This window comes from Phenylobacterium sp. (assembly GCF_030693405.1).
Taxonomy (GTDB): Bacteria; Pseudomonadota; Alphaproteobacteria; order Caulobacterales; family Caulobacteraceae; genus Phenylobacterium.
In genome coordinates this window covers 15,524-37,692 of record NZ_JAUYAW010000047.1, presented here as the reverse complement: position 1 = coordinate 37,692, position 22,169 = coordinate 15,524, and the positions used below count along the sequence as shown (strand labels likewise).

The 22,169-nt window shown below is 68.2% G+C and carries 18 protein-coding genes and 1 tRNA gene; 12 read left to right on the top strand and 7 right to left on the bottom strand.

Annotated features, from left to right (window positions below; all coding sequences use genetic code 11):
• Positions 1-59 precede the first annotated feature (59 nt).
• On the bottom strand, positions 60-1,187 hold the full coding sequence (locus Q8N19_RS09950) for a DUF2336 domain-containing protein (protein ID WP_371133831.1): 1,128 nt from the start codon (positions 1,185-1,187) through the stop codon (positions 60-62).
• Positions 1,188-1,315: 128 nt separating this feature from the next.
• On the opposite strand from Q8N19_RS09950, the gene glpK reads away from it, so the two are divergent.
• From glpK to Q8N19_RS09930, 4 genes are all read left to right on the top strand, one after another.
• Positions 1,316-2,812, top strand: a complete 1,497-nt coding sequence (gene glpK / locus Q8N19_RS09945) for a glycerol kinase GlpK (protein ID WP_305590220.1) — start codon at positions 1,316-1,318, stop codon at positions 2,810-2,812.
• A gap of 74 nt (positions 2,813-2,886) precedes the next feature.
• The gene (locus Q8N19_RS09940) at positions 2,887-3,654 is read left to right on the top strand and encodes a class II aldolase/adducin family protein (protein ID WP_305590218.1); all 768 of its coding nucleotides are present in this window, start codon (positions 2,887-2,889) and stop codon (positions 3,652-3,654) included.
• Between the two features lie 236 nt (positions 3,655-3,890).
• Positions 3,891-5,033 carry an efflux RND transporter periplasmic adaptor subunit gene (locus Q8N19_RS09935; RefSeq protein ID WP_305590216.1) on the top strand — a complete coding sequence of 381 codons (1,143 nt, stop codon included), beginning with the start codon at positions 3,891-3,893 and terminating at the stop codon, positions 5,031-5,033.
• The gene (locus Q8N19_RS09930; protein WP_305590214.1) at positions 5,030-8,152 is read left to right on the top strand and encodes an efflux RND transporter permease subunit; all 3,123 of its coding nucleotides are present in this window, start codon (positions 5,030-5,032) and stop codon (positions 8,150-8,152) included. Before Q8N19_RS09935 ends, Q8N19_RS09930 begins: the two co-directional genes overlap by 4 nt.
• A 192-nt stretch (positions 8,153-8,344) precedes the next feature.
• Here the strand turns inward: Q8N19_RS09930 and Q8N19_RS09925 are convergent, their stop codons facing one another.
• The gene (locus Q8N19_RS09925) at positions 8,345-8,890 is read right to left on the bottom strand and encodes a cytochrome c family protein (protein WP_305590212.1); all 546 of its coding nucleotides are present in this window, start codon (positions 8,888-8,890) and stop codon (positions 8,345-8,347) included.
• A gap of 242 nt (positions 8,891-9,132) precedes the next feature.
• Between Q8N19_RS09925 and Q8N19_RS09920 the strand changes: the two genes are divergently transcribed.
• The 4 genes from Q8N19_RS09920 to Q8N19_RS09905 all read left to right on the top strand — a co-directional run bounded on the left by Q8N19_RS09920 (position 9,133) and on the right by Q8N19_RS09905 (position 13,249).
• Positions 9,133-9,489, top strand: coding sequence for a CZB domain-containing protein (locus Q8N19_RS09920; protein WP_305590210.1), 357 nt, complete (start codon positions 9,133-9,135; stop codon positions 9,487-9,489).
• Positions 9,490-9,637: 148 nt separating this feature from the next.
• Complete coding sequence (locus Q8N19_RS09915) at positions 9,638-11,053, top strand: murein L,D-transpeptidase (RefSeq protein ID WP_305590208.1); 1,416 nt, start codon at positions 9,638-9,640, stop codon at positions 11,051-11,053.
• A gap of 34 nt (positions 11,054-11,087) precedes the next feature.
• A complete protein-coding gene (locus Q8N19_RS09910) occupies positions 11,088-11,615 on the top strand; it encodes a YcbK family protein (protein WP_305590206.1) in 528 nt (175 codons plus the stop codon).
• Positions 11,616-11,698: 83 nt separating this feature from the next.
• A complete protein-coding gene (locus Q8N19_RS09905; RefSeq protein WP_305590205.1) occupies positions 11,699-13,249 on the top strand; it encodes a class I adenylate-forming enzyme family protein in 1,551 nt (516 codons plus the stop codon).
• A gap of 21 nt (positions 13,250-13,270) precedes the next feature.
• Here Q8N19_RS09905 and Q8N19_RS09900 read toward each other — a convergent pair whose 3' ends face one another.
• Together Q8N19_RS09900 and Q8N19_RS09895 are read right to left on the bottom strand one after the other, a co-directional pair.
• The gene (locus Q8N19_RS09900) at positions 13,271-15,169 is read right to left on the bottom strand and encodes a DEAD/DEAH box helicase (protein WP_305590203.1); all 1,899 of its coding nucleotides are present in this window, start codon (positions 15,167-15,169) and stop codon (positions 13,271-13,273) included.
• Positions 15,170-15,249: 80 nt separating this feature from the next.
• A tRNA-Thr gene (locus tag Q8N19_RS09895) sits at positions 15,250-15,325 on the bottom strand.
• 284 nt (positions 15,326-15,609) lie between these two features.
• Here Q8N19_RS09895 and Q8N19_RS09890 point away from each other — a divergent pair.
• From Q8N19_RS09890 to Q8N19_RS09880, 3 genes are all read left to right on the top strand, one after another.
• Positions 15,610-16,839 carry an acetyl-CoA acetyltransferase gene (locus Q8N19_RS09890; RefSeq protein WP_305590201.1) on the top strand — a complete coding sequence of 410 codons (1,230 nt, stop codon included), beginning with the start codon at positions 15,610-15,612 and terminating at the stop codon, positions 16,837-16,839.
• Between the two features lie 79 nt (positions 16,840-16,918).
• Entirely contained in the window at positions 16,919-17,737 is an 819-nt protein-coding gene (locus Q8N19_RS09885) for a DUF1295 domain-containing protein (RefSeq protein ID WP_305590199.1), read from the top strand.
• Between the two features lie 86 nt (positions 17,738-17,823).
• The gene (locus Q8N19_RS09880) at positions 17,824-18,786 is read left to right on the top strand and encodes a helix-turn-helix domain-containing protein (protein WP_305590197.1); all 963 of its coding nucleotides are present in this window, start codon (positions 17,824-17,826) and stop codon (positions 18,784-18,786) included.
• On the opposite strand, the gene Q8N19_RS09875 is transcribed toward Q8N19_RS09880, so the two are convergent.
• Positions 18,783-19,196, bottom strand: coding sequence for a nuclear transport factor 2 family protein (locus Q8N19_RS09875; RefSeq protein ID WP_305590195.1), 414 nt, complete (start codon positions 19,194-19,196; stop codon positions 18,783-18,785). The two genes, Q8N19_RS09880 and Q8N19_RS09875, sit on opposite strands and share 4 nt — an antisense overlap.
• Positions 19,193-20,671: a carotenoid oxygenase family protein gene (locus Q8N19_RS09870; protein WP_305590193.1), complete on the bottom strand. Its 1,479-nt coding sequence runs from the start codon at positions 20,669-20,671 to the stop codon at positions 19,193-19,195. The genes Q8N19_RS09875 and Q8N19_RS09870 overlap by 4 nt, the downstream gene beginning before the upstream one ends.
• Before the next feature lie 323 nt (positions 20,672-20,994).
• Here Q8N19_RS09870 and Q8N19_RS09865 point away from each other — a divergent pair, with 323 nt between their 5' ends.
• Positions 20,995-21,177, top strand: a complete 183-nt coding sequence (locus tag Q8N19_RS09865) for a YdcH family protein (protein WP_305590191.1) — start codon at positions 20,995-20,997, stop codon at positions 21,175-21,177.
• 53 nt (positions 21,178-21,230) lie between these two features.
• Here the strand turns inward: Q8N19_RS09865 and cysD are convergent, their stop codons facing one another.
• A complete protein-coding gene (cysD, locus tag Q8N19_RS09860) occupies positions 21,231-22,166 on the bottom strand; it encodes a sulfate adenylyltransferase subunit CysD (RefSeq protein ID WP_305590189.1) in 936 nt (311 codons plus the stop codon).
• Positions 22,167-22,169 lie beyond the last annotated feature (3 nt).

Sequence of the window (22,169 nt, the reverse complement as noted above, 5' to 3'; positions counted from 1 at the left end):
CAAAAGCGTGCAGGGGGCCGTGCTTGTCAAACCCCGATCTTGCAACAGGAACGGGCGGCTCAGCCGGCCTTTGGAGTCATGGTGCGTCGGAAGGCCATGGCAGCCAGGTCCGGGGCGAAGGGACCAAAGGCCGCCAGGGCGCGACGGGTCCCTTCGCCGCCGCCGCCGGGCTGGCCGCCATTGAGTTCGCGGACCAACTCCAGAATGGTGGGAAAGGCGCTGCGGTCGATCCCCACGGCCGCGCAGGCCAGGGCCAGATGTTCGGGTTGCTCGCCGTCCAGGGCGCGCCGCACCATGTCGGGCGGAAAGTCGCCCAGCGTCGCCAGGGCGCCGGCGAACAGAGATAGTTTTCCCTCCCGCAGAGCGCGAAGCAGGTAGCCCGGGCGCAGCTGACCGGCGGCCACCAGCTTGGAGATCAGACGCCGCTCCATCTCCTCGCGTTCGCCGTCCTGCTCCCAGACGATGGCGTCGGCGGTTGGGTCGGCGCCGGGCGCGCCGGCATGGGTCTCGCCCACCGCCTGGCCAAGGGCGGCCTCCAGCGCCGCGGGGTCGAGGCGAAATCGGGTGGTGAGGGCCTGGCGCAGGGCCTGGCCGACCCAGACATAGAGCTGCAGGGCCAGATCATCGGTCAGCTCAGGCCGACGCACCAGGGGAGAGCGCAGCGCCGCCACCCGGCGCGCGGCCTTCACCAGCAGGGCCATGTCCTCAGGTCCCAGCGCCGTCTGGACATTGCCGGCGAGCGCCGTGAGGACGGCGGGCTCGCCCTGTTGCAAGATGGCCGAGACCACCGGGGATGCGAGCCCCGGACGGCGCGCCACCTCGATCTGATGCTCGATGGTGGCCTCGATCAGCAGGCGAACCAGATCCTGGTCGTCCAGAAGGGGGCTCGAAGCGATGATGGGGCGGGCGATCTCGATGTCGTCGAGGGCCAGGACGTTGATCAGGGCGGCCGGCGCCCAGTCCACGTGGGCCAGCTTCTCGGCCAGGCGGCGGCGGATGTCCCGTTCGGCCTCCACCACCAGGCTCATGAAGATCGAATTGAGCAGATCCTGAACCGCCGGAGCGGACATGACCTGGGCGCTCTCGGCCACATCACACAGCTCCACGACCGCCAGCAGCAGTCGCTCCCGGTCCGCGGGCGTTCGACTCCTGGCCAGGCTGAGGATCTCTTCCGTCCGCGCGAGCACGCTCAAGGCGATCTCCAGGTACTAGGCTCGTTGCGGGGAATCTGAAGCTCGCACATGAAAACATGCTTAAACCGCGGCCAACCAAAATGCCGCAGGGGCCGCCCAGTTGGCGCCAGGAGGAGATGCAAGTGACCAGCCCCCTTATCCTGGCCCTCGACCAGGGCACCACCAGCACCCGCGCCATTCTGTTCGATCTGGCCGGCAAGGCGCTGGGCGAAGCGTCCGCGCCCCTGGCGCAACACTATCCGGCTGATGGTTGGGTGGAGCACGACGCCGTTGAGATCTATGAGGCGGCGGTCCGGGTGATGGGCGCGGCTGTCGCTGACGCCGGCGCTGACATGGCGCAGGTGGCGGCCATCGGAATCACCAACCAGCGCGAAACGGTCGTCCTTTGGGACAAGGCGACAGGCGCCCCGGTCCACCGGGCGGTGGTCTGGCAGGATCGGCGGACCGCCGAGGCGTGCGAGTCCCTGCGCCAGCGCGGGGTCGAGGACCATGTGACCGATGTCACCGGCCTGCTGATCGATCCCTATTTCAGCGGGACCAAGCTCGCCTGGCTGCTGGATCATGTCCCCGGCGCCCGGGACCGCGCCGAGGCCGGCGAGCTGCTGGCCGGGACCATTGACACCTGGTTGATCTGGAAGCTCACCGGCGGGGCCGCCCACGTCACAGACGCCACCAACGCCTCCCGCACCCTGCTGTTCGATATCCGGGCCCAGGCCTGGTCAGAGGCGATGCTGGAGCTGTTTAATGTCCCCCGCGCCATCCTGCCGGAGGTGCGTGACTGCGCCGGTCTGTTTGGCGAAACCCTGCCGGAGCTTCTGGGGCGGTCGATCCCGATCTGCGGCGTCGCCGGCGATCAGCAGGCGGCTCTGATGGGGCAGGGTTGCATCGCGCCGGGTCAGATGAAGGCGACCTATGGCACCGGCTGCTTCCTGCTGGTGAACACCGGGACCCACGCGCCGCGCTCCCAAGCCCGGTTGCTGACGACGGTGGCCGCGCGGATCAGCGGCCAGACCACCTATGCCCTGGAAGGCGCCATCTTTATCGCCGGCGCGGCCATTGGCTGGCTGGTGGAGGGGCTGGGGATTGAGAGCCCGGCGGCCGCCGAGGCCCTGGCGCGGAAGGCCAGGCCCGGAAACGGTGTCGTCCTGGTGCCCGCCTTCACCGGTCTTGGGGCCCCCTGGTGGGACGCCGAAGCTCGCGGCGCCCTGACCGGCCTGACCCGGGACGCCGGCTTGGCCGAGATCGCGCTCGCCGCCTATGACGCCTGCGCCTACCAGACCGCTGACCTGATCGAGGCCATGCAGGCCGATGCGCCAGACGCCTTTGGCGCCGGCACGGAGCTTCGGATTGATGGGGGCATGTCCCGTAGCCCCTGGTTCGCCCAGCGGCTGGCCGACCTGACCCACCAGAGCGTCGCCCGGGCGAGCTATGAGGAGACCACCGCACTTGGGGCGGCTCTCTTCGCAGGCCTCGGGGCCGGGCTCTATCCGGATGTGGAGGCCGCCGCAGCGGCCCGGCCGCGCACCGAGCCTGCTGAGCCGACCCTGTCCGCCTCGGAGCGGGCGGCCGGCCGCGCGCGCTGGCGCGACGCCGTTCGCCGGGCGCTGAGCCACGGGTGAGCGTCCTGGCCCTTGACGCTAGGAACCGCGGGGAGGACTTTAGCGTCGAAGAACAAGAACCAAGGGAGGCCGCCATGGCCGATGGATCTGCTGGCGTCATGTCGCTGCAAGGCAAGGTGAGCACCGAGGAGTGGCAGGCTCGGGTTGAGCTGGCCGCCCTCTACCGGCTGGTGGCCCTGCATGGGTGGGACGACCTGATCTACACCCACATCTCTGCGCGTATTCCTGGCCCCGAACACCACTTCCTGATCAATCCCTACGGGATGCTGTTCGAGGAGATCACCGCCTCGTCCCTGGTGAAGATCGACCTTGCGGGCAACATCCTCCAGGACACGCCCTACTTCATCAATCCGGCGGGCTTCACCATCCACTCGGCCATCCATGAGGCCCGGGAGGACGCCAAGTTCGTGATGCATCTGCATTCGGACCAGGGCGTCGCGGTGGCCGCCCAGCGGGAAGGCCTGCTGCCCCTGTCGCAGCATGCCCTGATCGTTCTGCCGCGTCTGGCCTATCACGACTATGAAGGCATCGCCCTGAACCTGGACGAGCGTGAGCGTCTGGTGGCCGACATTGGCGACAAGACCCTGATGCTGCTGCGCAACCACGGCACGCTTTCGGTGGGCGACTCCGCCGCTGACTGCTGGATCGGCATGTTCTATCTGGAACGGGCCTGCAAGCAGCAGGTCATGGCCTTGTCGGCGGGCCGGGAGAACGTGCTGTTCGCCCCGGAAGCCGCCCAGGCCGAGGTGAAGTCTCAGGTCGCTCGGGGCATCGGCGGCAAGCTCGCCTGGCCGGGCTGCCTGCGCCGGCTCGATCGCGAATCGCCCGGCTACGACGCCTGAGGCCGCGGCGAACCGGGGGCGGCCCGCGCCCGGATCGCCGATCGCTAATTTCATAGGCGCCGCCGTGCATCTTTTCGGCTCGCGCGCCCGAACACTATAACCAATGGCCATACGTTTCCGTCGCGAAACGTATGGCCATCTCTATGTCATCAGACCAAGCCTATGCCTGAAGGCTGAGTCCCGTAGTCCATGTCCCGCTTGTCACACGCTCCATCTCCGGGGCGACGGAGCCCCCATTGCTGAGACGTCACTTCTTCCTCGTCGGCGCGCTGGTGATCCTGGGGCTGATGGTGGTGGTCGGGGGCCTGCGGATGGGCTTCGGCGCCGCCACCCCACAGGCCAAGGGGCCGGGCGGACCAGGCGGACCCGGGGGTGGGGGCGTCCCGGTCGCCGCGACCCTGGTGCAGAACCACACCTTCAACGACACCGTGGAGCTGCTGGGCGTGGCCAAGGGGCGGCAGTCGGTCACCCTGACCGCAGCGGCGACCCAGCTGGTCGAGCGGGTGCGGTTCACCGACGGCCAGTATGTGGCCCAGGGCGCGGTTCTGGTGGAGCTGAAGGACGCCGAACAGAATGCCGGGGTCGAGCAGGCCCGCGCCCGGGTCGCCCAGGCTGAGCGGACCCTGGAGCGCTGGCGCACCCTGGCTGAACGCGGTTTCGCCTCCAAGGCCGCGGTGGACGAGCATGAAGCCGCCTACCTCACCGCCCAGGCCGATCTCTCGGCCGCCCAGGCCCGTCAGGGCGACCGGCTTATCCGCGCGCCCTTCGCCGGCGTAGTCGGCCTGACCGACATCGCGCCCGGCGCCCTGGTCAACCCGGGTGCGGCTATCGTCACCCTGGATGACCTCTCGGCGGTGCGCGTCGATTTCCAGGTGCCTGAACGCTATCTCTCCGGTCTCGCCGCCGGCCAGACCATCCGCGCCCGGACCGACGTCTATCCCGACATGGTGATCACCGGGCGGATCGACACCCTGGACACCCGGGTGGACGAGGCGACCCGCGCCATCACCGCCCGGGCCATCTTCCCCAACCCGGACGGCTATCTGAAGCCCGGCATGATGATCCGCGTGGCCCTGTCCCGGGGGCAACGCGAAAGCCTGGCCGTCCCCGAAGCGGCGCTCGCCGTGCAGGGCGCATCGGCCTTCGTCTTTGTGATCTCTCAAGGCGAGGGGCCCACCCGGGCCGAGCAGCGCCCGGTGGTCTCCGGCGCCCGCCAGGACGGTTTCGTCGAGATCCGGGACGGCCTCGCGGCCGGGGACCGGATCGTCGCCAACGGCGTCAACAAGGTGACCGGCGGCCAACCCGTCCAGGTGGCTGAAACCCTGGATGCGGCTGATGTGGCACGTGTGCAGGTCGCCAGCGAACGGCCAGGCGCATGACGCTCTCCGACCTCTCCGTCCGCCGCCCGGTCTTCGCCGCCGTCGCCTCGATCATCCTCTGCGTCGTCGGCCTGGCCTCCTTCACCCAGCTGACGGTCCGGGAACTGCCGGCGGTCGATCCCCCGGTCATCTCGATCAGCACCGACTACCGGGGCGCCTCGTCTGAGGTGATCGAAGAGCGGATCACCGAGGTCATCGAGCGCCAGGTCGCCGGGATCGAGGGCGTCGACCGGATGACCTCCGGCTCGCGGGACGGCTCCTCGCGTATCAACATTCAGTTCAAGCTCAGCCGCGACCTCGACGCCGCGGCTAACGACGTGCGTGACGCCGTCTCCCGGGTTTCGGCCAACCTGCCGCTGCAGGCCGACCCGCCGCAGATCCGCAAGGCTGACGCCGACGCCCAGCCGATCATGTTCCTGGCCCTGTCCTCGACCACGCTCAACCGGCTGCAGCTGACGGACTACGCCCAGCGCTACATCGTCGAGCGCGTGTCCACCGTGCCGGGCGTGGCCCAGGTCGGCGTCGGCGGCGCCCAGAACTACGCCATGCGCATCTGGCTCGATCCCCAGGCGATGGCCTCGCGCGGCATCACGGTCAACGACGTCGAGACCGCGCTGAACTCGCAGAACCTCGAGCTGCCGGCCGGTTCCCTGGAGTCTGCGGCCAAGGACTTCACCATCCGCGTCGCCCGCGGCTATTCCACCCCTGAGGAATTCGCCAACCTGCCGGTCCGCACCGCCGAGGGCGGCGGCTACGTCACCCGCCTGGGGGATATCGCCCGGGTGTCGGAGGAGGCGGACGAGCGGCGCCGGATGTTCCGCTCCAACGGCCGCGATCAGGTGGGCATCCCCATCACCCGCCAGTCCCAGGCCAACGATCTCGAAATTTCGGACGGCGTCCGGGCCATCCTGCCGGAACTGAACCGCGGCCTGCCGGAGGGCACGAAGCTCGACGTGGCGGTGGACTTCACCATCTTCACCCGGCACGCCCTCGAGGAGGTCTGGTACACCATGGCCATCTGCCTGGCCGTGGTCGGGTTGGTGAACTTCATCTTCCTGGGCACCTGGCGGGCGGCCATCATCCCGACCATCGTCGCCCCGATCTGCATTCTCTCGACCTTCATCGTCCTGGCGCCGCTCGGCTTCTCGCTCAACCTGTTGACCCTGCTGGCCCTGGTCCTGGCCATCGGTCTGGTGGTCGATGACGCCATCGTGGTGGTGGAGAATATCCAGCGACGGATCGACGAGGGCGAGCCCGCCCCGGTGGCGGCCCAGCGGGGCACCCGTCAGGTGTTCTTCGCCGTGGTCGCGACGACGATCGTCCTGATCTCGGTGTTCGCGCCGCTGATGTTCCTGCCGGGCTACATCGGCCGGCTGTTCGTGGAACTGGCCGTGGCGGTCGCCGCGGCGGTGGCCTTCTCATCCCTGCTGGCGCTCAGCCTGTCTCCGATGCTGGCCTCGCTGCTCCTGCGGCCGGCCCAGGGTCAGGGCTATGTGGCCCGCACCGTGGACGGGGCCATGATGCGGCTTCGGGCCTCCTACCATGCCTCCCTGGACTTCCTGCTCGGCCGCCGCTCCGCCACCTGGGCGACTGGCGTGCTCGTCGTCGTTCTGGCCGTGGCGGCCTTTGGCGTCTTCCGGTACCTCCCGAGCGAACTGGTGCCGGAGGAGGATCGCGGCCGGGTCGATATCTCCATCTCCGGTCCGGAGGGCGCGGGCTACGATTACACCTTCGAGGCGGCCAAGCAGATCGAGGCCCGCCTGATGGAGCTCTATGAGGAGGGGACAGTGTCCCGTTACCTCATCTCCATGCCCCGGTTCGGCGGCCTGCAGTACAACACGGCCAACGCCAATGTGAATGTCGGCGAGGGACGCGATGCGATGGATTCCAATGAGCTGGCGGCCCAGCTCAACAAGGAGTTCTCCGCGATCACCTCGGTGCGGGCCACAGCCTTTGTCCGTCCCGCTCTGCGCGGCAGCGAAGGCAACAGCGTCGACCTGGTCGCCATCGGCGCCGACTACGAACAGATCGCCGCCTGGCTGCGGCCGATCCAGGCTGCGGCGGAGAACAATCCGGGCCTGACCCGGGTGCGGATGGACTACGAGCCCACCTCGCCGCGGCTGCTGGTGACGATCAACCGTGAACAGGCCGCAGCGCTCGGCGTCTCGACCCAGGCGGTGGGCCGGGCGCTCGAAACCATGTTCGGCTCGCGGCGGGTGACGACCTATATCCGCGACGGCCGCGAGTTCGACGTCATCCTGCAGACCAACCGCGATCAGCGGATGAGCCAGGAGGATCTGAACAACCTCTATGTCCGGTCAGACTCCGGCGCCGTCATCCCGCTGGCCTCGGTGGTCACCACAGAGGTTCGTGGCGACACCCCCGATCGCGAACGGACCGACCGGTCAAGGTCCATCGATCTCACGGCCCAGCTGAACCCCGGCTACACGATCGGCGACGCCATCGCCTTCTTCGAGGCCGAGGTGGCCAAACAGCCCGGAGGCGTGGCGGTGCTGTGGGGCGGCGGGGCGCGGGACTATCTGGAGGCGGGCGGGGCCGTGGGCCTGGCCTTCGGCATGGCCCTGCTGCTGGTCTTCCTGGTTCTGGCCGCCCAGTTCGAAAGCTGGATCCATCCCGGCGTCATCATGCTCACTGTCCCGGTGGCGGCCCTGGGGGGGCTGTTTGGCCTGCTGGTCGCCGGCTCCACCATAAACACCTACAGTCAGATCGGACTGATCATCCTGGTGGGCATCGCCGCCAAGAACGGCATCCTCATTGTGGAGTTCGCCAACCAGCTCCGCGACGAGGGTCTGTCCATTCGCGAGGCGGTGATCGAGGCGGCCACCCTGCGCCTGCGGCCGATCATCATGACCTCGATCTCGGCGGCGGCCGGGGCTGTCCCCCTGATCGTCTGGGGTGGGGCTGGCGGCGAGGCCCGTCGCACCATCGGCGTGGTCATCTTCTTCGGGGCGATCTTCGCCACCCTGCTGACCCTGTTCATCGTGCCGATCTTCTACAACCTGCTGGCCCGCTTCACGAAGTCGCCGGAGCACATGGCTCGGCGGATCGAAGCCTTCGAAGAGGCCGAGCAGGCCAGGGTCGCCAACGCCGCCGAATAATCGCTGAGAAAGAAAGGCCTTCCTCCCGAGGGGAGGAAGGCCAAGTCGTCAGGATTGGGGGTGCTCCTGGGCCGGGGTCCAGGAGCGGTCATCGGGATCGACAGATGCAATGCAATCTCGACCCACCCAAGGTGGGCGTCTGACGGGCGACCGTCAAGATTGCATAGACCAAAAACACGCGTTTCGCGCGTATTAGAGGTCTGCCTCCGCCGCAGGGGCGGCTTCGGTCGCCACAGGCGTGGAAGATGCGGCGAAGCCAGACTCCACCTTCAGATAGGCGATGAGATCCAGCCGCTTCTTCGCATCAGCCAGGCCGGCGAAGGTCATGCGATTGCCCGGCAGATAGGTTCGCGGGTTGGCGAGCCAGGCGTCGAGGCGTTCGGCGTCCCAGGTGAAGCCCGCCGTCTGCAGGGCCTCGGAATAGCGATAGCCCTCCACGGCGCCGGCGTTGCGGCCGAAGACCCCATGGAGATTGGGGCCGGTCAGGTTGGGGCCGCCCTCGGCGACCGTATGGCAGGACCGGCAGAGGCCGAACTGCCGGCGGCCATTCTCCAGGTCGCCGGTGTTGTAGGGGGCGGGGAGGGCGGCCAGCAGGGCCTGCTGCTCGGCGGCCGTCGGCTGGGCCGCCGGGGCCTTGGCGGCCTCGGCCGACGTGGAGGCCTCTCCGCCGCCCTGACCACAGGCCGATAGTCCGAGCAGGCAGGTGGCCGCCAGGGCCAGCTTGGATGGATGAAGCATTTGGATATGCGCGCCCCTTGCGAATTGTGGCGGCAAGCTAGCCCAGTCCCCGCGCCATGCAATGGCGCTTGCGCCGTGGGCGGCCAGGAAAGGCGCGGGGTGAGGCCCTTGCGAGCGCTGCCCTGGCCATACGGCCTAGCCCATCAGGCGGGGCGCACCGGTGAAGCTTTGTTAGGCCTGCAAACCTCAAAAGATGCCTCAGCCGCAAAAGGCGGCATGCTCACGTCGGAGGACGAAACCCCATGAATCTCGACCATGCCGTAGCCGCCCATGCCGAATGGAAGATCAAGCTGCGCACCGCCATTGAGACCGGCGACACCCTCGACGCGGCCAGCATCCAGGCTGACAACTGCTGTGAGCTTGGCCGGTGGCTGCATGGCGACGCCAAGCGGCTGCTGGGAACCCGCCCGGCCTATCAGGAAAGCCTGCAGCGCCATGCCGAATTCCACCGGGAAGCCGGTCGCGTGGCCGAGGTCATCAATCGCCGCCAGGCCGATCAGGCCCGAGCCATGCTGGAAAGCGGCGGCGCCTATGCGGCCGCCTCCAGCGCCGTAGGCCTGGCCCTCACCCGCCTGAAGCGCGAGATGGCTCAGGCCTGAAACCGGGACAGCTCGGCGGCGTGCTAGATCCCTTTCCGATCTGATTGTTTCATTCAGATCGGATTAAAAGGGCTCTAAATCATGAAGTTAGAGCTTTTTTGATCCGATAACCGCGTCACACCTCTCGGAAAATGCTCTAGCGTAAGGGATGACCTGGCTTCCTCTGTGCGCCGCCATCCTCCTGATCTCCAGCGCCGTGAGCGCCGCGGCCGCCCCGCTGACCGTCCCTGAGCGGGCGGCCGTGCTCGACCTTCTGCGCCAGGCCCCTGAGCCGCCCGCTGCGCTCGCGGGTCCCATCGGCTCCGATGAGCTTGTCGCCGAACTGCTGGCCTACGCGGAGCGGGAGTCGGGACGTCTCAACCGGCCGATCGAAATCAATCCCCTTTGGACGCTGACGCCGGCCCGTCGGGACGTTCCAGCGGAGTGGGCCACAGCCCAGGCGCAGGGCGCGGTGGAGGCCTGGATCGCCGGCCTCTCGCCCGCTGATCCCCGCTACAGTCGTCTTGCGGCGGCGCGGCGCGACTATGCGGCCAAGGTCGCCGCCGGCGGCTGGGGGACCTTGCCCGCCGCAGGCGTCCTGCGTCCCGGGGATGTGGGACCCCAGGTCGAGGCCCTGCGCGCGCGGCTGGCGGCGGAGGGGTTCGAAGCGCTGGCTGCTCCCGCAGCGGTCACGGCGACGGCAAGGTCGCCGATCGTCTATGACACAGACCTTGAGACGGTGGTCCGCCGCTATCAGGCCCTACGCGGTCTGGAGCCCGATGGCGTGGTCGGTCCGGCCACCCTTGCGGCCCTGAACGTAGGCGCCCAGGCGCGGCTGGCCCAGATCGACGCTAATCTGGAGCGGTGGCGATGGCTGCCCCGTCCGCTGCCCGCCACCCGGATCGAGGCTGATGTCGGCGCGGCCCGTGCGGCGCTGTTCATCGAGGGCGCGGCCGCCCTCGACATGCGCATCATCGTCGGCGCGGCCTCCAACAAGACGCCGATGTTCGCCTCGCGGATCGAGACGGTGGTCCTCAATCCCCCTTGGAACGTGCCATCCTCCATCGCCCAGGGCGAGATCCTGCCCCGGGCCGCGCGGGACCCGGGCTATCTGGCGCGCAACAACTTCATCTATCGAGATGGCCGCCTGCAGCAGCGGCCAGGACCCAACAATTCCCTGGGCCAGGTGAAGTTCGACATGCCGAGCCCGTTCGGCGTCTATCTGCACGACACGCCGGGCCGCGCGGCGTTCGCCCGGCCTGTCCGCACCCTCAGCCACGGCTGCATGCGCCTTGAAAAGCCCCGGGAGTTGGCGACCCTGCTGCTGGCCAGCCAGGGCTGGACACGAGAGGCCATCGACGCCGCCATCCTCCAGGGCGAGACCCGGCGGGTCGATCTGGCGCAGCCGGTTCCGGTGTTCGTGGTCTACAACACCGCTCTGGTCGACGAAGATGGTCTCTATCTCCTGCCCGATCCCTATGGCTGGGACGCTCAGCTCACCGCCGCCCTGCAACGGCAAGCCCTGGCGCAGCTTGGCCGCGACATGGTGCCGCCACAGAGCGAATGCGCCTCCTCAGCGGGCTAGGGCCTGCTAGGCTTGGCGCTCCAGGAGAAGTCCCATGTCTCTGAACCGACGCGTCCTCCTCGGCGCCGCGCTCACCTTGCCCCTGGCGACGCCAGCCCTGGCCACGAGCCCTGCGCCCCGCAACCTTTCGGTCTTGAACCTGCACACCGGCGAGCGCCTGGCGGCCACCTACTGGGAGGCCGGCGCCTATGTGAAGGACGCGCTGGCCGGCCTGGCCAGGGTGCTGCGTGACCATCGCACCGGTGAGACCCACGCCATGGCGCCGGGGCTCCTCGATCTTGTGGCCAGCCTGCAGGCGGAGTTCGGCGCCCAGCCGGTCCAGGTCATCTCCGGCTACCGCTCGCCGCGCACCAATGAGGCCCTGCGTCAGTCGGGCAGCGGCGGGGTCGCCAAGCGCAGCCTGCACATGGACGGCCTGGCCATGGACATCCGTATGCCCGGCGTCGACCTCGCCAGATTGCGGGATGCGGCCTGGGGGCTGCAGGCCGGGGGCGTCGGCTACTATCCAGGCTCCGACTTCGTCCATGTGGATGTCGGCCGCGTCCGACGCTGGAACGGCTGAGACGCAAGCCGGCGCGGTTGCCGCCCGGCGGACTTCCGCGATATGCCCACTCCCGAAAACACATCCGGGAAAGGGACGCGCCGATGACCACCGAAGAACTCATGGCCCAGGACTTCGGGACCCTCTCTGCGCTGATCGCCGCCCAAGGGCGCGATCGTCCGACCCATCCCGCCCTGGTGGATGGCGAGCGCACCCTGGACTATGCCGGGCTGAACACTCTGATGGACCGCATCGCCGCGGCCCTGCAGCGCGACGGGGTGGGTCCCAACGAGGCCGCAGCCATCTGCGCCACCACCTCGCTGGAATATGCCGCGGTCTTCATGGGCGCCCTGCGGGCCGGGTCTGCGGCTGCGCCCCTGGCGCCGTCGTCCACGGCCGACAGCCTGGTAATGATGCTCAACGACTGCGGGGCCAAGGTCTTCTTCCTCGACGAGGGAGTCGCCGCCCTGCTGGAGCCGGTGGCCGATCAGATCAAGGCCAAGCGCGTGGCCCTGGACGGCTCCTCGGCCGGGGTCGCCTTCCAGGACTGGCTGGCGGCCGAGGGCGCCACGCCCCATGCCGTGGAAGTCGGGCCCAACGACCCGTTCAACATCATTTATTCCTCCGGGACCACCGGCACGCCCAAGGGGATCGTCCAGCCGCACGCCATGCGCTGGGGCCAGGTGCGTCGGGGCATCTACTCGGTCGATGCGGTGACCATGATCTCGACGCCGCTCTATTCGAACACCACCCTGGTCAGCTTCCTCCCCACCCTGGGCAATGGCGGCACGGCCGTCCTGATGCCGAAGTTCGACGCCGAGAAGTTCCTGAAGCTGTCGGCCAAGCACCGGGCCACCCACGCCATGCTGGTGCCGGTCCAGTACCGCCGGATCATGGAGCGGCCGGACTTCGACACCTATGACCTGTCGAGCTTTGTCCTGAAATTCTCCACCTCGGCCCCGTTCTCGCCGGAGGTGAAGGCCGATGTGCTGAAGCGCTGGCCCGGCGGCCTGATCGAGTTCTACGGCATGACTGAGGGCGGCGGCTCCTGCATGCTGGTGGCCCACGAGCATCCCGACAAGTTGCACACGGTCGGCCAGCCCATGAACGGGCACGACATCCGGCTGATCGATGAGGACGGCAAGGAGGTCCCTCAGGGCCAGGTGGGGGAGGTGGTCGGCCGCTCGGGCGCGATGATGGTCGGCTACCACAACCAGCCGGGCAAGACCCGCGACGCCGAGTGGTACAGCCCAGACGGCCTGCGCTTCATCCGCACGGGCGATGTGGGTCGCTTTGACGAGGACGGCTTCCTGACGCTCATGGACCGCAAGAAGGACATGATCATCTCGGGCGGCTTCAACATCTATCCCAGCGACATGGAGCTGGAACTGGCCAAGCATGAGGACGTGCTGGAATCGGCCGTGGTCGGCGTGCCATCCGACCGCTGGGGCGAGACGCCGGTGGCCTATGTGACCCTGCGCCCGGGCAAGACAGCGACGCCGGACGACATCAAGGCCTGGCTGAACGCCCGGGTCGGCAAGACCCAGCGCCTGGCTGATGTGGTGCTGATCGACAATCTGCCTCGCAGCCACATCGGCAAGGTCCTGAAGAAGGACCTGCGCGACAGCTATAAGGGACCTGCGCTCAATGCCTGAGCGCAGGTCGCCTGATCGGGTCTAGTCCCGGGGCTTGCGGGGCTTGCCGGGTCCCTTGGGGCCCTTGGGCGCGGTGGGGTCCCAGGGCTTCTTAGGACCCTTGGGGCCGGCGAAGCCTGCGCCCGGAGGACCGGTGCGCGGGCCCCGGGGCGGCGGGCCGTCGCCGCGGGGACGATCCCGGGGCGGACCGCGGTCGGGGCGGGCGTCGCCGCCTTCAGAACGCGGGCCAAAGTCGCGGCGCGGCGGACGGGCGTCGCCGCCTTCCGGACGGCCGCGGGGCGGGCCAGGGCGACGGGGCGGCGCGGCGCCGGGGGGCTCGCTCGCCTCCACCGGAATTTCCATGTTCGGCCCGGCGGCCTTGACCGCTTCCCGGAACCGGCTCTCGGCCTCCTTGGAAATCTCGAACTTGGTCTCGCGGTCGAAGATGCGGATCTGACCGATGTCCTTCTTGGTCACGTGACCCAGGCGGCAGATCATCGGCAGGATCCACTTGGGATCGGCGTTCTTGCTGCGCCCGATGGGCATGCGGAACCAGACGCCGTCGCTGATCGCCTCGGGCCGCGGGCCACGCTCGGGGCGCGGGGGACGGGCCTCCGACGGCGAGCGGTCGCGGACGTCGTCAAACAGCTCTTCCGGCGCCGGCATCCGCGCCCGGTGCAGGCGCACCAGGGCCGCGGCCACGGCTTCGGCGCCGCGTTCGGCCAGCAGCTTCTGGGCGAGCGTCAGGTCTTCGCCGGTCAGGGCCTCGTTCAGCATCGGGTCGGCCAGCAGGCGTTCCTGGTCGCGCAGGCGGATTTCCTCGCCGGACGGCGGCCCGACCCATTCGGCCTCGACCCCAGCTGAAGCGAGCAGCTGCTCGGCCTTGCGGCGGCGGGTATAGGGCACCACCAGGACCGAGACGCCCTTGCGCCCGGCCCGGCCGGTGCGGCCGCTGCGGTGCAGGAGGCCGGCCTTGTTCACCGGCAGTTCGGCATGGATGACCAAGCCAAGGTCCGGCAGATCGAGGCCGCGGGCGGCCACGTCGGTGGCCACGCACGCCCGGGCATGGCCATCGCGCAGGGACTGCAGGGCGTCGGCCCGTTCCTTCTGGCTCAGCTCGCCCGACAGCTGGACGGCCGAGAAGCCGCGCTCGCGCAGGGCGCCATAGAGGTGACGCACCGCCTCGCGGGTGGCGCAGAAGATCAGGGCGCCGGGGGATTCGTAATAGCGCAGCAGGTTGACGACGGCCTTCTCGACCTCGTTAGGGGCCACGCGGACAGCGCGATAGGCGATGTCCCCATGGGCCTCGTCCCGCCGGGTGGTGTCGATCCGGGTGGCTTCCCGCTGATAGCGGCGGGCGAGCGTGACGATGTCCTTGGCGATAGTGGCCGAGAACAGCAGGGTCTGGCGCTCCACGGGAGTGGAATCCAGGATTTCCTCCAGGTCCTCCCGGAAGCCCAGGTCGAGCATCTCGTCGGCCTCGTCGAGGACGGCGACCTTCAGGGCCGAGAGGTCGAGATTGCCCCGCTCCAGGTGGTCGCGCAGGCGGCCAGGGGTGCCGACGACGATATGGCAGCCGGCGGCCAGCGCCCGCTGCTCGCGCCGGGCGTCCATGCCGCCGACGCACGTGACCACCCGGGCCTTGGCGTGGGCGTAGAGCCACTCCAGTTCGCGGCTGACCTGAAGGGCCAGTTCTCGCGTCGGCGCGATCACCAGGGCCAGCGGGGCCGCGGCGTATTCAAAGTGCTCGGCTTCACCCAGCAGGGTGGTCGCTGCGGCCAGGCCGAAGGCGACGGTCTTGCCGGATCCGGTCTGGGCCGAGACCAGCAGGTCGCGGCCTTCGGGCGCGTCAAGAACAGCAGCCTGGACGGGGGTCGGGGTCGCATAGCCTTGCGCCTCGAGCGCCCGGCTAAGCGCCGGGTGCGTGGCGGGAAATGACATCGGAATCCTCTTTCCGGTGGTGAGCCAGCGCCGGTCGGCGCGGGCGTCCTCTGTCTTGATATCGCCTGGGGACGAAGAAATGGTGCCGGTTGCAGGACTCGAACCCGCGACCTTCGGTTTACAAAACCGCTGCTCTACCAGCTGAGCTAAACCGGCGAACCTAGCAATATCAAAGAGATCGCCGTGCGACCCCGCCCGAGCGCGTCCCCATTTGGATGGGCGACGGAACGAAAGACCAGACCACAAGACGTTTGTGCGGCGACCGATGCCACGTCGTCGCACCGGCGCCAAGGCCCATCGCCTAAGGGAAGGCGCAGGCCGGTGCGGCCAATTGTACGCCCAGCCAGGTCCGTCTCCGGTCCGACCCTTGGCGGAATGCAGGTTGCTTGTATAATCAGACGGACAAATCAGAAGAGCCGCAGCGGCTGGAGGAGACGACCATGGTCTATATTCTGGGCGGCTGGCAGAGCGACTTCGCGGCCAACTGGGCCCGTCAGGGCGCGGACCTGGCTGACGCCTTTTCCGAAACGGTCGGCGCGGGCCTGGCGGCGGTAGACCTGGAGCCCCGCGACATCGAGACCGGCCATGTGGGCAATTTCGTCGGCGACCTGTTCGCAGGCCAGGGTCTGCTGGGCGGCTTCTTCGGCCTGGTGCATCCCGACTTCGATGGCCTGCCCACCTCCCGCCATGAGGCCGCCTGCGCCTCGGGCAGTGTGGCGATCCTGGCGGCCACGGCCGAGCTGGAAGCCGGGCGCTATGATCTGGCCTGCGTCGTCGGTCTGGAGCAGATGCGGAACGTATCCGGCCAACAGGCGGCCCAGAATCTGGGGGCCGCGGCCTGGACCGGCCATGAGTTCCAGGACGCCACCTTCCTCTGGCCCCGGGCCTTTTCCGACCTCGCCGATGAGTATGAGCGCCGCTACGGACTCGATTCCGCGCACCTGATGCGCATCGCCCAGATCAATTTCGAGAACGCCAAGCGCAATCCCAACGCCCAGACGCGGCAGTGGGCGTTTGGCGAGGACAGCTTCACCCTGAACGACGAGGCCAATCCCGTGGTGGAGGGCCGCACCCGCAAGCAGGACTGCGGTCAGGTGACCGACGGCGCGGCCGTGGTCTTCCTGGCGTCCGACCGCAAGGCCGCCGAATATGCCGCCCGCCGGGGGATCCCGCTTGAAAGCCTCGCCCAGATCAAGGGCTGGGGCCATCGCTCGGCGCCCATCTCCTATGACGCCAAGGTCCGCGCCAGCGCCGACCAGCCCTATGTCTTCCCGCAGGTCCGCCGGGCCATCGAAGACGCCCGCCGTCGGGCCGGCGTCACGGCGCTTGACCAGATCGACGTGGTCGAGACCCACGACTGCTTCACCATCACCGAATACATGGCCATCGATCATCTGGGCCTGACGGCGCCTGGCGAGGCCTGGAAGGCGGTGGAGTCCGGCATGATCGAGATTGGCGGCGCCCTGCCGGTCAATCCGTCAGGCGGGCTCATCGGCCTCGGTCATCCTGTGGGCGCCACCGGCGTGCGCATGGCGCTGGACGCCTGCAAGCAGGTCACCGGCCAGGCCGGCGACTATCAGGTCGAGGGCGCCCGCACCTGCCAGACTCTCAATATCGGCGGCTCCACCACCACGACGGTTAGCCTGATCGTGGGAACTGAGGCCGCCTGACCCTTGTGGGCCGGGCGCGCGTCGAGTAGCTTGCATAGAAAGACGGACTAAGACCCCTCGAGTGAGGGGCGGGGGAACCATGCTTGAAATCGTGACGGTCCTGGCGATCAACGCCGGGGTGGTGCTGGCGCTGTTCATCCTGGCCTGGGCGGCCTGCTGGGCCATGCGCGACCCGACGCCAGTAGACAGCCTCTGGGCCCTTGGCATGGGTGTCGTGGCCGTGACCACCTTCATCCAGACCGGCGGCGATACCGAGCGGCGCCTGGTCCTCACGGTGATCTGCGCCCTCTGGGCCGTGCGCCTGGGGGGCTACCTCCTGTGGCGCTGGCGAGACCACGGGCCTGACCGCCGTTACGTCCGCATGATGCAGAAGGCCAAGGCCGAGCGCGGCTGGAACTATGGCTACGCCTCCTTCCGCCTGGTCTTCCTGCTGCAGATGCCGCTGCTCTGGCTGGTCTGCCTGCCTGTGCAACTCGGCCAGATCGCCGACGAGCCGGCGAGCCTTGGGGTGATCGGCTATGTGGGGGCGGGGATCGCCATTTTCGGCATTCTCTTCGAAAGCCTGGGCGACTGGCAGCTCGTCCGCTTCCAGAAAAACCCGGACAATGCGGGCAAGGTGCTGGACACCGGCCTGTGGCGCTACACGCGCCACCCCAATTATTTCGGCGACGCCTGCGTCTGGTGGGGCCTGTGGCTGGTGGCGGCGGAGACGACCCCTGGCCTGTTCGCCATCGTGGGGCCGATCTACCTCGTCTACACCCTGACCCGCTGGAGCGGCATGCCCACCGTCGAGGGCCGCATGCGTCGGCGCAAGCCGGCCTATGAGGACTATGCCCGCCGCACCTCGCCCTTCATTCCCTGGCCGCCCAAGCCCGCCCAACCTCTGGAAGAGGTCTGAGGGCAGGGGCCCAGGCGCGGCGTACCGCGGGTTGACAAGGGGGCGCCATGCTCCAAGGGTCCGGCCGCCCATAACGCCGAGATCCCATGGCTGATTCCAGCTCTAGCCCGTTCCCGGACGAACGCCGTACGACCCAGCTCGTGCAGGCCAATTCCGCCACCCGGGCCCTGAACATTCTCGGCGATCGCTGGACCCTGATGATCCTCTATCTGGCGTTCCAGAGGGTCCGGCGGTTCGAGGATTTCCAGGGCAGGATCGGCGTCGCCCGGAGTCTCCTCACCGACCGGCTGCGGCGTCTGACGGCGGCCGGTGTGCTGGAGAAGGTCCGCTACCAGGAGCGGCCGGTGCGGGAGGAGTACCGCCTGACCGAGATGGGCCGCGACCTCTACAGCCTGGCCCTGATGATCATCGGGTGGGAGAAGCGCTGGTTCTTCGATCCGACCCACCCGGCCCACCAGGTTCGCCATACCTGCGGCAAGCCCTTCACCCCGGAGTATCGCTGCAGTTGCTGCGGCGAGGTGGTCACCGCACGGGACGTCTATGTGATCGACGGGCCTGGCGCCGGCGTCGAGCCGAGCCAGCCGCCCCGGGCGCAGCGGCGCTCCATCGTGCCCGCCGACGCCCTCAATGTGGGAAATCCCATGCTGGACCGCGCCTTCCAGGTGCTGGGCGACCGCTGGACCTCACATGTGATCGCCTCGACCTTCATGGGGCGCCGGCGGTTCGGGGATCTCCAGGCCGCCCTGGGGATCGCCCCCAATATCCTGTCTGACCGGCTCGCCCGGCTTGTGGACCTCGGCGTGCTGCGCAAGATCCTCTACCAGGACAAGCCGCAGCGCTGGGAATACCGGCTGACCGATCAGGGCCGGGACCTCTATCCCCTGATCGCCGAGCTCAACCGGTGGGGCGATCGCTGGCTCGACGGCGGCAAGGGACCGCCGCTGATCACCTATCACCGGCCCTGCGGTCAGCCCCTCAAGGCGAAGATCACCTGCGACCAGTGCGGCGAGCTGGCAGGCCTCGACAGCGTCGCGGCCCTGTCTGGCTAAAGCGTCGCGGACGCGACCTTGGGCCGTCTGGCCTGGGCGGCCAGGGGCGCGCCTGCGGCGGGATCGAGATATTCGTCCAGGCGGGTGATGCGGCCGTCCTTGGCCTGGACCACGACGCAGGCGGGCATGGCGAACGGCTGGCCGTCAGCCAGGACGCCCTCCAGCACATGCTGCTGCATAAAGCCGTCGGCCAGGATCTCTCGCCGCACGATCCGGTAGCGCCGCTCGGGCAAGGCGCGGATCAGCCAGGCCAGAACCCGCAGGTTCTGGTCCACCGTCTGCTCGATCTCATCATTGTTGTGCCAGAGCTTGGCGTCGGGCGCGTAGATGCCGCGCACCGCTTCAACGTCGCCAACCTCTAGAGCGCTGATGAACCGCTCGGCCAGGGCCAGGTGTTCCTGTGGGCTCATGCCGCCGAAACCCCATGGCGCAGGAAGTCCCGATCGGCCCAGACGCTGTGGGTGCCGCTGCAGACCTTGTGCGGCAGGGCGATCCGGACCACCGGCCCGGCCTCGATCTTCTGGGCGTCGATCAGCACGCACTCGGAGGTTCCCGCCGCCTCGTCGATGATGAAGCTGACCAGATAGCCGTCATCCTCCGCCGTGGCGCCGATGCGCGGCACGAAGGGCGCCTCGCTGGCGAACTTGCCCTCGGGCAGGGTGAAGGACCAGGACTCCCCGGTCTCCAGGTCGTGCTTGACGAAGCCGTTGAACAGGAACCAGCCGGGCTTGGTGGTGGTGGAATAGGCGTAGCGATAGGGCTTGCCCGCATAGCGCTGGTTGAACATCCCGAATTCCAGGATGCGCTCATCGAGGTGATGCTCGCGGGTCTCGCCGGTCTTCAGATTGAATCGCCACCGGTGCAACTTGGGCTTGAAGCTGTGCTCGTCCAGATAGGCCATCATGTGGGCCAGGCCCCGGGGCGCGTCGGGCAGGGGGGCCGGGCAGGGGTCTTCCTGGAAGTAGCCGTCCATGACGATCTCGTCGCCGTCCTCATAGGCGTTCAGCCAGTGCAGGACATAGGTCGGCGCGGCCTCGAACCAGCGGATATCGGCCTCGCTGCCGTAGCGGGGTATGACGGCGAAGCGGGAGGGCAGGCCCTCATGCATGCGCACCACATGGATGTTCTGCGCCAGCAGGTCCTGATCCCAGAACACCGGGAAGTCGTTGAGGATGGAATAGTTGGCCGAGAACGCCATGTCGTGCGGCAGGCGCGGGCCGGGCAGGGGGACGGGCGTGTAGTGGACCCGCTTGCCGTCCTTATCGACCACCCCATAGTGCATATAGGGCGCCTGCTTGGAGTAGTTGAAGAACAGGAGTTCGCCGGTGGCTTCGTCCACCTTGGTGTGGGCCGAGACCCCGTCCAGGGGCGCCCAGCTGGCTACGCCGCCCTGTTCCAGGGTCTCGGGATCGAGCCAGTAGGCCTCGCCGCACTGATAGAAGGTCGAGACGATCTTGCCCCCGTGGATCACCACGTCGGTGCTGGAGGAGTCCTTGAGGCTCCCATGGGCGCCGAAGCCCGGGCGCACCGAGACTCCAGGTCCATCGGCCAGACCGCCCCACAGGGCCTGACCGGCTTCCTGTTCGGCCTCGAAGCAGCGGGTGCGGACGAAGCGGTTGCGATAGTCGGCCTTGCCGTCCTTGAAGCTGATCATGTGGATCATGCCGTCCCCGTCGAAGGGGTGGTAGCGGCCGAGGGGCTGATGGGCCTGGTTCTCGGTGTTGCGCACATAGACGCCGTCGATATCGGTCGGGATGACACCCTCGAGGACCTGCAGATCCTCGGCGTTGACCTCTTCATGCAGCGGCGTCCAGGCCCCGGTCAGATAGGGGTGGTTGGTGGGCTGCAACGAGGTGCGGACCGGCGGCAGACGCTCCAACTTCATGACCTGGGCTCCTGATTTTGGCGCTCCTCTGCGGGAGCCAGCCCGAAACCTAGCAGGAAGGTCTTTTTACGCAAGCGACGTGGGTGCTGACTGTTGGTCAGTCCTCATCATGACCATGACCGATCGGCATGTTGGTTTGGCTTGAACCCCTTGGCGGCTGTGATCTGATTGGCCTCGCGGGCCGGGCCCCTCTGGCGATCATGGGATCGCGATGTCGGACCGCAGCGGGCGCGCCCGGCTGCGATCAGGGTCATTGAGCTGTCCCCCCATGCTCCCCGGACCCGGCGGCCGGCGGCGCGCCTCACAAGTGTGAGGAGCCCATTGTGAACTACATCCGTATGAACCGGCTGCGCAGCGAACACCGCTGGCTCGACCACGAGATCCGGCGGGAGGAGCGGCGCGCCCACCCCGATATCGAGCGCATCCGGGAGCTGAAGCGGCGTAAGCTTTCGGTGAAGGACCAGCTCGTCTTCGCCGAGGCGGGCCTCCACCCCGTCCGCGCCTGACGCCCGGCGGCCGGCCGGGTTCGCCAGTCCCCGGCCGGCCGTATCGGGCGCTGCTAGAAGTAGCCCCGACGCTTCTTGGCCTCCAGGGAGCTTCCCTCGTCGCGGTCGATCATCCGGCCCTGCCGCTCGGACCGTGGATCAGCCAGGGTCTCGATGAGGACTTGCGAGATTGTCGTCGCCTCGGACTCCACCGCTCCGGTCACCGGCCAACAGCCGACCGTTCGGAACCTGACGGTCCGGGTGACCAGTTCCTCGCCGGGCGCGAAGACAAAGCGGTCATCGCCGACGACGATCAACATCTCGTCTCGAATGACCGTCGGTCGCAGGGCGGCGAAATAGAGTGGCGCGAGCGGCAGTCCACGCACCAGGATGTAGGTCCAGATGTCGCTTTCGGTCCAGTTGGACAGGGGAAAGACCCGAGCGCTCTGACCTGGCCCAAGCCGGGTATTGTACAGGCTCCAGAGCTCTGGACGCTGCGCCCTGGGCTCCCAGCCATGTCCAGGCTGGCGTATCGAGACCACCCGTTCCTTCGCCCGGGACTTTTCCTCGTCCCGGCGGGCGCCGCCGAAGATGATGTCCGCCTTGAACTCATCGAGGGCCGCTTTCAGCGGCCCGGTGCGCATCACATCGGTATAGACGGCTGAGCCATGGGCGAAGGGGCTAACCCCAGCCTTAAGTCCGTCTTCGTTGCGCCGGACAAGCAGCTCGAACCCATAGTCGGCGGCGAACTGGTCTCGAAAGGACAGGGTCTCCTTGAACTCGAACGTCGAGTCGATGTGCAGCAGCGGCGCCGGCGGGGGCGACGGATAGAAGGCCGCCGCCGCCAGGTGCGCGAGGACGGTCGAGTCCTTGCCCCCCGAGAAGAGGATCACCGGCCGCTCGGCGCCAGAGATCGCCTCGCGAAAGATGTGGATCGCCTCGGCTTCCAGCCGCGCCAGATGCGGCGGCAGATCGATGCGGGGCGTGTGTGGCGGAGAGGGCGTTGGCATCGC

Excerpts from the sequence above, each read along its gene's own strand:
- Q8N19_RS09940 (WP_305590218.1), top strand. The coding sequence starts at position 2,887 with ATGGCCGATGGATCTGCTGGCGTCATGTCGCTGCAAGGCAAGGTGAGC.
- Q8N19_RS09930 (WP_305590214.1), top strand. The coding sequence starts at position 5,030 with ATGACGCTCTCCGACCTCTCCGTCCGCCGCCCGGTCTTCGCCGCCGTC.
- Q8N19_RS09925 (WP_305590212.1), bottom strand. The coding sequence starts at position 8,890 with ATGCTTCATCCATCCAAGCTGGCCCTGGCGGCCACCTGCCTGCTCGGA.
- Q8N19_RS09920 (WP_305590210.1), top strand. The coding sequence starts at position 9,133 with ATGAATCTCGACCATGCCGTAGCCGCCCATGCCGAATGGAAGATCAAG.
- Q8N19_RS09915 (WP_305590208.1), top strand. The coding sequence starts at position 9,638 with ATGACCTGGCTTCCTCTGTGCGCCGCCATCCTCCTGATCTCCAGCGCC.
- Q8N19_RS09910 (WP_305590206.1), top strand. The coding sequence starts at position 11,088 with ATGTCTCTGAACCGACGCGTCCTCCTCGGCGCCGCGCTCACCTTGCCC.
- Q8N19_RS09905 (WP_305590205.1), top strand. The coding sequence starts at position 11,699 with ATGACCACCGAAGAACTCATGGCCCAGGACTTCGGGACCCTCTCTGCG.
- Q8N19_RS09900 (WP_305590203.1), bottom strand. The coding sequence starts at position 15,169 with ATGTCATTTCCCGCCACGCACCCGGCGCTTAGCCGGGCGCTCGAGGCG.
- Q8N19_RS09890 (WP_305590201.1), top strand. The coding sequence starts at position 15,610 with ATGGTCTATATTCTGGGCGGCTGGCAGAGCGACTTCGCGGCCAACTGG.
- Q8N19_RS09885 (WP_305590199.1), top strand. The coding sequence starts at position 16,919 with ATGCTTGAAATCGTGACGGTCCTGGCGATCAACGCCGGGGTGGTGCTG.
- Q8N19_RS09880 (WP_305590197.1), top strand. The coding sequence starts at position 17,824 with ATGGCTGATTCCAGCTCTAGCCCGTTCCCGGACGAACGCCGTACGACC.
- Q8N19_RS09875 (WP_305590195.1), bottom strand. The coding sequence starts at position 19,196 with ATGAGCCCACAGGAACACCTGGCCCTGGCCGAGCGGTTCATCAGCGCT.
- Q8N19_RS09870 (WP_305590193.1), bottom strand. The coding sequence starts at position 20,671 with ATGAAGTTGGAGCGTCTGCCGCCGGTCCGCACCTCGTTGCAGCCCACC.
- cysD (WP_305590189.1), bottom strand. The coding sequence starts at position 22,166 with ATGCCAACGCCCTCTCCGCCACACACGCCCCGCATCGATCTGCCGCCG.